This window comes from Sphingobacterium sp. UBA1498 (genome assembly GCF_002325125.1).
In the GTDB taxonomy this organism is placed as follows: Bacteria; Bacteroidota; Bacteroidia; order Sphingobacteriales; family Sphingobacteriaceae; genus Sphingobacterium.
In genome coordinates this window covers 21,034-29,496 of sequence record NZ_DCRG01000030.1, presented here as the reverse complement: position 1 = coordinate 29,496, position 8,463 = coordinate 21,034, and the positions used below count along the sequence as shown (strand labels likewise).

At 38.3% G+C, this 8,463-nt stretch carries 10 protein-coding genes; 3 read left to right on the top strand and 7 right to left on the bottom strand.

Going from position 1 to position 8,463, the window contains the following annotated elements:
• Positions 1-298 precede the first annotated feature (298 nt).
• Positions 299-1,513 carry a hypothetical protein gene (locus tag B3139_RS16925; protein WP_293884729.1) on the top strand — a complete coding sequence of 405 codons (1,215 nt, stop codon included), beginning with the start codon at positions 299-301 and terminating at the stop codon, positions 1,511-1,513.
• 135 nt (positions 1,514-1,648) lie between these two features.
• Here B3139_RS16925 and B3139_RS16920 read toward each other — a convergent pair whose 3' ends face one another.
• A complete protein-coding gene (locus tag B3139_RS16920) occupies positions 1,649-2,035 on the bottom strand; it encodes a nuclear transport factor 2 family protein (RefSeq protein WP_293884728.1) in 387 nt (128 codons plus the stop codon).
• A 392-nt stretch (positions 2,036-2,427) separates the two neighbouring features.
• Here B3139_RS16920 and B3139_RS16915 point away from each other — a divergent pair, with 392 nt between their 5' ends.
• The gene (locus tag B3139_RS16915) at positions 2,428-2,949 is read left to right on the top strand and encodes a hypothetical protein (protein ID WP_293884727.1); all 522 of its coding nucleotides are present in this window, start codon (positions 2,428-2,430) and stop codon (positions 2,947-2,949) included.
• 92 nt (positions 2,950-3,041) lie between these two features.
• On the opposite strand, the gene B3139_RS16910 is transcribed toward B3139_RS16915, so the two are convergent.
• Together B3139_RS16910 and B3139_RS16905 are read right to left on the bottom strand one after the other, a co-directional pair.
• Positions 3,042-3,227, bottom strand: coding sequence for a hypothetical protein (locus tag B3139_RS16910; RefSeq protein WP_293884726.1), 186 nt, complete (start codon positions 3,225-3,227; stop codon positions 3,042-3,044).
• A gap of 128 nt (positions 3,228-3,355) precedes the next feature.
• Complete coding sequence (locus B3139_RS16905) at positions 3,356-3,487, bottom strand: hypothetical protein (protein ID WP_293884725.1); 132 nt, start codon at positions 3,485-3,487, stop codon at positions 3,356-3,358.
• Positions 3,488-3,673: 186 nt separating this feature from the next.
• On the opposite strand from B3139_RS16905, the gene B3139_RS21580 reads away from it, so the two are divergent.
• Positions 3,674-4,417 carry a CPBP family intramembrane glutamic endopeptidase gene (locus tag B3139_RS21580; protein WP_414711837.1) on the top strand — a complete coding sequence of 248 codons (744 nt, stop codon included), beginning with the start codon at positions 3,674-3,676 and terminating at the stop codon, positions 4,415-4,417.
• Between the two features lie 115 nt (positions 4,418-4,532).
• On the opposite strand, the gene B3139_RS16900 is transcribed toward B3139_RS21580, so the two are convergent.
• From B3139_RS16900 to B3139_RS16885, 4 genes are all read right to left on the bottom strand, one after another.
• Complete coding sequence (locus B3139_RS16900; RefSeq protein ID WP_293884724.1) at positions 4,533-5,525, bottom strand: nucleotidyl transferase AbiEii/AbiGii toxin family protein; 993 nt, start codon at positions 5,523-5,525, stop codon at positions 4,533-4,535.
• Between the two features lie 4 nt (positions 5,526-5,529).
• Complete coding sequence (locus tag B3139_RS16895; RefSeq protein WP_293884723.1) at positions 5,530-6,021, bottom strand: DUF6088 family protein; 492 nt, start codon at positions 6,019-6,021, stop codon at positions 5,530-5,532.
• A gap of 412 nt (positions 6,022-6,433) precedes the next feature.
• On the bottom strand, positions 6,434-7,306 hold the full coding sequence (locus B3139_RS16890) for a phosphodiester glycosidase family protein (protein ID WP_293884722.1): 873 nt from the start codon (positions 7,304-7,306) through the stop codon (positions 6,434-6,436).
• A gap of 7 nt (positions 7,307-7,313) precedes the next feature.
• Positions 7,314-8,462: a YdcF family protein gene (locus B3139_RS16885; protein WP_293884721.1), complete on the bottom strand. Its 1,149-nt coding sequence runs from the start codon at positions 8,460-8,462 to the stop codon at positions 7,314-7,316.
• Position 8,463 lies beyond the last annotated feature (1 nt).

The following is an 8,463-nucleotide window of genomic DNA, read 5'->3' as shown; positions in this document are numbered from 1 at the left end:
GCTGCTTCCCAAACCGGCTAAAGACTACCGCGAGATCTTCTCATTGTGAAATCAGATTAGTATCTTAGTTTATATTTTAATCGATCCATCATCTGACTTCGAGAACAAAGTTATAGCCGTTAAAACCCTTTTTATCAAACGCTTCCAATGCTTCACAACATTTCATGATGTTTCATGATGTTTCAAAAACTCTGGAAGGTCTTCCAAATTTTTCCGAATGGTCAAGATGATATTTTAACCTTATCAGGGGTACGGTTTCCCGTATTTTCATTACTGAATGGATATTAATTTTGGAATCATGTTTGAGAATTTTCAAAAAGCTGTAAGAGACAGCTACCTAGATTTAAAGAAAAACAGACAACTTGGTTTCTCCCGCGAATGGCCTTCAGCAGGAGATCTTAAGAATTGGTCTATACAATGTTTCGAGCAAGGGCTCTCTGAAGCGGATGAAATTGTATTTACTGATTATTTCAGAGAAAAAGATGAAAAGAAATTACAAAAGCTACTTGGTAAGTCACTCAGGGAAATAGTTAAAGATTCCGATACGGATAAATTCAGGGCTTTAAGAAATTTTATCATTGGAGATACAAAACGCAGCCCAGACAGAGATGTCGTAAAATTTCTCGCTGTACTGATTAATTTTCAACCGCGACCCTACAACTTTAATTATGGGAACGAAGTCCAAACAGATGGTGCAGCACCAGTTGATGATACGGTCATTCACGATAATACTTTTCCACCCTCTAATCAAGACAACGAAGATGAATTAGTTTACGATAAAAATTCGGACCACTTAGGAATTGACGTCAATGATATAAATGAGCTAGCCTCTGACATACCACTCGATCATCCGCAAGGACCTCTATGTCCTGAAGAAACTTGTAGCGTGACTATTTTCGAACATAAACCCAATATCATTCCAACAAAATCAGAAGATCAAATCGACATTAATTCAAGTGAGAGTAAAAATGAAAACGGTGAAAATTCAGAAACAAGAAAAATTCGACCTGTAAGTGATATAATTAATTCGGATGAGATAATTTTAGATAACAGCAATAAAGGAAATGAGAGTCAACAAAATGATCCCCGACCATTTTTCAAAAAAAACAAACTTGTATTGAGGTTTTCAGGTGTAGCACTTTTGGTATTGGCAATATTGACTACCGTACATTTTCTGACGCCTGAAGAGTGCATGTGCTGGAATGGAGAAAAATATATTGAGGTAGATTGTCAGAGTAAGACACAGCCTTATCAAGTGATAGGCTTAGATAAAAACAAACTCGAGGGATTTGTGAAAATAACGAGACCAGATACCCTAGGTCCCAAGGATGTAGGAAGAGTATGGTATTCAAAAATCAATCATGAGGTGGAATTTTTTACTGGACCGGGTTATCATCCCACGGAATTCGGACGTTCCCTAAAAGCGGCCACCATGCGGATTTTAGATAGCTACGCAGGAGCAAATGCCAAAGGCGATCAAAACAAGAAATATGGTATTATGCAAAAACAATAATCTTTTGTTGTTCAAATGCAAATTACCAAACGTAAAAAAAGCCAGATCTCGCGACCTAGCCTTTAAACTAAACTTAAACATATGATTCACTAATGGTTTGCCTTTTATCGCCGGCAAACCATCAGTTGTAAAATTCTATTTATACGAATTGATCGATTTGGATACTCTCCAGTCATTACCCACACGCTCCAAGGTAATAAGATCCGTCTTGGTGAAATTCTCAAATTTTAGAGTCACTTTAGCTACCATATAGTCTGCCGATTCCTCGATGATGTCGGTGCTTACTGTACAGTTTAGCTTTTCGCCTTTTTGTTTTTTCAACGATTTAACCACTTCGCTACGGCTGTTAGACTGCGCATTGGTAGCTTGGATCTTTTGATTAAAATCAGCTGCAAATAACTGCTCTACACCTGCTGATTCTCCCTCCGTAGTTACCGCTACATAGTGATCCAAAGCGAAATCTGCTGTAGAAAGGTTAACGTTTGCTTTTGTTGCTTTTGCTCCAGGTCCTTCAGCTGCCATAGCGAATGTAGATACTGCGATTAAAGCTGCTGCTGTGAATGTTTTTACTAGCGTTTTTTATCGAAATTATTTGTTTTTTATTTGAGATAAAGCTATCATGAGTGTCCTTTGATTACACTCATGATGGTTAATAATGTCTTTATTTTATTGTGTTAGTACTTTTGTTCTTATTTGATGACTCAAAACTACAACACAATAGGCCCCTAGCCTACCGGCTTTAGACTAACGCTCAGGAAAACTCTGTGAATGGCGGGAATGGGGAGGTGAAAGCTATCGTTCGAAAATACGCTTCAATTAAGTTATATTTAAACATGAAATTACCAGAATAAGCGGCTCGAATAAAGATATTAATTGGAAGCCTAACATAACACCACAAAAACTAAATTGCTAAAATGAAATTTTGGATCAGGATTATTCTATTGACAACAATCGATTTTGCAATCATTTGGTTATGGGTTAAACAAATTAACCCTGACCCGAGCGCTTCAATTGGAATTTTAATACTTGTACCTCTTGTCGTAATCTTGAATTTAATTATCGCTTTGATTTTATCTTTTATGAAAAGAAAATTTGTTGCTCTTTTCTTAGTCAATTCTATTATTTCTGGAATATTAATGTTCTACTTGTTTGGCAAAGGAATTGATAGATACCAAAATAATCGACTTGAAAGTTGGAACTTTAAACTGAAAGACGAAACTTATATAATTACACACTGGAAGCTAGAAAACACTTTTAGTATGAGTGAGAGCAGTAGCCCTGGTTCATCAACTTACTTTTTAGAGGGAAAATTCAGTAAAAAAGGGAATGAATATTATCTGACAACAGACTCAACTGAATTTATTATCAAAAATGGATACTTGTATAAGTTTAGAAATGAAAACGACAGCATAAAGTTGACAACAATTGAAAGATAATAAAAGCCACATCTCACGACGTGGCCTTAAATAAACATATGATTCACTAGTGGTCTGTCTTTTTAGACTGTCAAACCACCAGCTATTGGGTACTATTTATACGAATTGATTGATTTGGATACTTTCCAGTTATTGCCCAAACGCTCCAAAGTAACTAATTCTGTCTCGCTGAAATCCTTAAATTTCAAAGTCACTTTAGCGACCATATAGTCTGCGGTTTCTTCTAAAATATCTGTGGTTACTGTGCAATTTAGCTTTTCGCCTTTTTGCTTTTTCAAGGATTTGATGACCGGTTCACGGTTATGAGACTGCGCATTTGTTGCTTGGATCTTTTGATTAAAATCAGCGGCAAATAACTGCTCTATCCCTGCTGATTCTCCTTCGGTAGTGACCGCAACATAGTGATCTAGTGCGAAGTCTGCTGTTGATAAGTTAACTTTTGCTTTGCTGTTCTTGCTTCTGGTTCTTCAGCCGCCATAGCGAAAGTTGATACGGCGATTAAAGCTGCTGCTGCGAATGTTTTTACTAGCGTATTCATAATGTCTTTTTTATTGTGTTAGTTCTGTTGTTCTTATTTGTTGACTCAAAACTACAACACTATAGGCCACTAGCCTACGGGCTTTAGACCAACGATCAGGAAAACTCGGTGAATAGCGGGAATAGGGAGGTGAAAGATAAAGTTTTTTTTCCTATCTTATAGCTACCCATTAAAATTACACCTTTTATGCAACCTTATTTAAGAAACTTTTGGAAAAGTATCCTCAATTTCAATTGGAAGTTTGGCTTATTTCTAGTTCTAATCATTTGTGTACCGAGATTTATTATGGTGCTCCATGCCAACCAATATGCCGATTATCGCTTTATTGGTTTAATAATGCTGGTATCATTTATCATTCCTTTCGTATTCTTAAATAAAAGGGGTCTGAAGGCTATTGGCTGGAACAAACCTAAAAGTTATAAATGGTTATCCATAGCTTTTATAAGCGGTTGTTTATATGCTTACTTGTTATTCTTCTTGGGTAAATTCCTTTATCAGGACAGTTATCAAAACTGGTATGTATACATCTCAAATTCTTATAAGATTCCCACAGATTTAACGATAGAGGCAAAAAGGCAGATGTTCTTCATCATGGCTGTCACAGGAATGTTATTCAGCCCGTTTGGCGAGGAACTTTTTTTTAGAGGGATAGTTCATGAAACCTTTGTTTCTAGATTCGGAAATCGTGGAGCATCAATTCTAGATAGCTCGGCGTTTGCCTTAACCCACATTGCACATTTTGGATTAATACACCTGCTCGACGGTTGGCATCTTCTCTTCATACCTACATTCATATGGTGTTTTTCGATGTATTTTGTAAGCAGACTGTTTTATTTCTTCAAGTTAAAATCAGGAGCTATATGGGGCGCTATAATTTGCCATGCAGCATTTAATCTTAGTATGATTTTTTGTATATTTTACCAGTTATAATATCAAAAGTGCCTAAAAATTTAGTAGAATAATATAGATTATTGGAATCTGTAAAGGTTATTTTACCGTGACTATATTTTTTTTAATCGCTTAGAATATTTCGTTATTTTGCCCTTTAACGATTCATGCTGTCTTGAATTGTTCTGATACTTATTGGAAGTTCCTCCCATGTTAGACTTTCTCCCACTATCATATTTTCACGCATAGTTTTATAATCCGCCCCCCACTCTTTTATTACCTCGTCAGGCGGAAGAATACTTAACCTCCCTTTTCGATGGTTGGAATAGTCAATTCCTCGTATTGGAGTGACTGTTTTGCGGTGTTGGACTATTGTGTTAAATAATTCTTCGTCCTCAATAGCTTTTACTCCAAAATCAGTATCCGTAATCTTATCTATATCATAGAAGTGCCTAGTTAGCCTATCACTCCTAATTTTATCAATCGACTTAGAGAACTCTTCATGCAATAAGAGAACTTTTTCTATAAAGGTCCGTGTAGGAACTACAACTTTAACATTAAAAGATGGCTCAGCAAATCCTGTATCTTTATAATGCTCATCTATAAAAGATAGGACCGACTGTATTTCGAACGGTTCAGTTAGCGATCTGGCGCCCATTTCCAACAGTACCCTTTGTTGGATATATGTGTGACCGATTGCTGTTATCGAGTGGTAATAAATTTCCAGCGTATTAGGATCGCTCGTATCGTCTACATGGGTATTATAACGAATTTCATAGGAATTCTTAGGAACTTCCAATTTTTCCAATTGGATGATCAATTCCTCTCTAAACTCATTAATAATAAAATCTCCGGAAGCTTTTCTCAGCCTTTTGATTTGAGATTTTGAATCTAGATCGTCGAAACCTAAGAGATGTCGATCGATAATTAAATCTATATCTTCTGAAAAGCGGTCTATCAACTGATACGCTTTGCTTAACGACGTACCACCTTTAAAAACAATAGACTCTGCATATTTCGTAGCAAAAACAGCTTTCAGAACAATACAAACCCACCAATCCTTTTCAATAACAAAAGCGGGCAATCCCATTATATTGCTCAATTGATCTAATACAAGTCTCTTTTGTTCTGTCTTAAGATTTAACCACATAATTTTAGGATTGGTAAAGCTTAGTTATTTCTTTCTGGATCCACACTGGAGCATATTTCAACTCAGAATCAAGAACTTGTTTTTCTATCTTTTTGACTGAATGTTTGATCTTGCTTAAGAATTCTTCAGAAAGTTCCTCTTGACCTTGTTCTTTAAAAGCTAAAACAATCAACTGTAATAAATCATCTTTTATCGCAAAGCTTTTAGGTACAGTACGTTTAAATTTGATTGTACGGTTACCTATTTTAATATCCCGCTGTGAACCATCTGTTAGATAAACGGATTTTAGAGGCACTTGCGTAGTCAGCCCTAATAAATACAACGCTAATACGCCTGTCGGAGCAATACGAGCTTTGTCTCGCCCTGCAATTTTTTTAGCGATTTCTTCAATACTAGGATATATTGTACCCAATAAAGGGTCCTTTTTAGGTTTAATATAAATACCATGAGCCAATCTTTCAATAAGTCCATCATTCTCCAGGCGGAAAAGTGTCAACCTGATATTCTCTGGTGTACCATAATTCTTAAAGTCATCTGCAAAAAAACTCGCCGCGAGAACACTTAAAAATCTTTTTTTCTATCTTATTTTTAGATGTTTCTGACATTAAAAATCATTTAATCTGTAACAAATTTATCAAATATTTATTACAAAAAAACAATCTATCCTATCGTATTAAGCTTTAATTGCGCCAAACTAAGTGGTATGTCGGAAATTCCAAGCAACCATCTATAACTATTTCATTCCCTAATCTTTTCCCTAACTTGAAGTTCCTGTCATTTACAGTTCAGATCTTCGGGCATATACAGAATTAAAAACTGGTTATCATTATCATTGATGATTTTAATTGAATAGTGGCCATCTCCTATTATCCACGAGATGGCCATCTAACGCTAAAATTATCGAATTTTTATTTCACTGTAAACACCGTGGCTACAGCGCGTTCACCTTCATGGTCAAACTTGCCATTATCTGAAGGATAGTTAACCACACCTTCGCCCTTCACCCAGGCTGTGGAGGAACCGCCGCCATCATAATTTAATGCAGATGTACAGCCCAAAGCGGCCATTAACTCACCCAGCTGAGGGATCGTCAGGCCTTGCGACTGCGACGAACGGCCATCGATAACAGCTACGATCAGCTTATTGTCCGTGGTAAGCCCAACTGCTGTACGGGGGTGCCTACTGGTATTGAAATCTACGTTCAACTGCTCCAGCACCTGACCATCCTGCATCAATAGTGGACCGCCAGCCAATGCAGCTGTAGCGTTCAGGGTACCCCAACCTCCTGCAGGCTTCGGCACAATCTGATAGCTTTGCCCCGTAAAGGTAAATGCACCATTTTCACGGTAGCTATTAAATCCATTCACAGTCTGGTTGATCACCTGGCCATCGTATTTGAAAAACACGGTTGATCCGCCTGTACTGGTATTAAAGTAACTGCCGTTAAATGCAACCAAAGCTCCCTTAGCCGTGGCCGCAGCACTTGTTTTTAGAAATCCGGTCTTCACATAGGGAATTTCCAGCTGCACGCCTTTCTTCAGATCAATCTCAAATACATTGACATATTGTTTGGAATCAAATATCCGCGGAAATTGGTAGTACTTCCACAGCACACCGTCAGCAACCGTTTTTGTATTCCAGGTTGCCTTATTGATAATCTCCGCCAGGTCTTCGTCCTGGGGAATACTGTAATCATAGGGCAGCTGCGTGCCACCCTCATTTTTCTTGCATGAAATAACAAGAAAAAGCAGCATTAAGCTATATATAAAATTTCTTTTCATCTGTTTTTTACTTTATTTCGCCGATCCATTTTAACTTTAATGGAACCGCATTTTCAATTGTTTTCTGCTCAATAGTACATACCGCCGACTCCATATTGCGATACAAGATGACCTTATTTTCTCCTGGCAGCAATCTTGCCGCACTGACATTACCCGCCCCCCAGCTGTACGGCCAGTTAACAAAATAGTGTTGTGGCACAGTTGCCTGGACATACTGAAAGGCTTTCCCTTTTCGCTCCGCCAATAGTACCTTGTCCTTTCCGATCAGCACCAATGATTTTCCCTGCATATACCCTGTATTTACCTGACTCCAGTTCAATGTGTCTGGCAACGGCAGCCATTCCTGAAAGGGCTGTTCTTCCAGTACCTTGTAATCTTTTTTTGAAACTTTACGACAATAGCCGTCAAAAAGGACATACCATGCAGCCGGGGCATCAATATATACTGGCGTATTAAACTCTGAACTGCCTTTTAGAAAAGGAAACAGCTTCTCGACGGGACTGACGTTATAACTGTTGTTACCTGCATCCGTTGTGTAGACCATATCTTGCGTGAGATAATAGGTACTGTCTTTTTTTGTCCATACCGCTTCAGGTGTAAGCCATGTTCCTTTTAACGTAAAAAGATGGTTGTCATCGTAACCGTTAAATATTCCGCCATAATCAAGACGGTCTTCCTTTTTGGGCTGTATAGCACCTTCAATAAAAAACTTGGCTGTCACCCCGTCGTATTTTTCCAGGCGGGCAGCAACAGCGATAGCATGCCAGTGGTCGGATACAACATACACCGTATCTCCGGGCTGGATGATTCGCTCGCCAGCGTTATTTTTGAGCCGCCTGCTAAAAATATAATTCTGCACCGTCGTCTTGGAGTTTTCCTCCTTAAAGATTAATGTTGCGGGCACCCCCTTGCTGACCAATTGCAGCGCCATGGACGAAGCTTCACAAATCTTGGAACCGTGTGCACCACAACCTCCGGACACCACAATAGCATCCATCGGCCGGATACGGTAGAGCTGCGCAGCAACATCAACCCGCCGGGCCAATACCTCAGGATCGGCTGAACCCAATAACAGCAGGATATTCTTGTGCTCAGCCGCGCGACTGTTACACATGAAAAGAATGGTAAGGATAAATAGGCAGCTTAATTGTTTCATA

Coding starts and splice junctions, on each gene's coding strand:
- B3139_RS16925 (WP_293884729.1), top strand. CDS start 299: ATGTTTGAGAATTTTCAAAAAGCTGTAAGAGACAGCTACCTAGATTTA.
- B3139_RS16920 (WP_293884728.1), bottom strand. CDS start 2,035: ATGGCAGCTGAAGGACCTGGAGCAAAAGCAACAAAAGCAAACGTTAAC.
- B3139_RS16915 (WP_293884727.1), top strand. CDS start 2,428: ATGAAATTTTGGATCAGGATTATTCTATTGACAACAATCGATTTTGCA.
- B3139_RS16905 (WP_293884725.1), bottom strand. CDS start 3,487: ATGAATACGCTAGTAAAAACATTCGCAGCAGCAGCTTTAATCGCCGTA.
- B3139_RS21580 (WP_414711837.1), top strand. CDS start 3,674: ATGCAACCTTATTTAAGAAACTTTTGGAAAAGTATCCTCAATTTCAAT.
- B3139_RS16900 (WP_293884724.1), bottom strand. CDS start 5,525: ATGTGGTTAAATCTTAAGACAGAACAAAAGAGACTTGTATTAGATCAA.
- B3139_RS16890 (WP_293884722.1), bottom strand. CDS start 7,306: ATGAAAAGAAATTTTATATATAGCTTAATGCTGCTTTTTCTTGTTATT.
- B3139_RS16885 (WP_293884721.1), bottom strand. CDS start 8,462: ATGAAACAATTAAGCTGCCTATTTATCCTTACCATTCTTTTCATGTGT.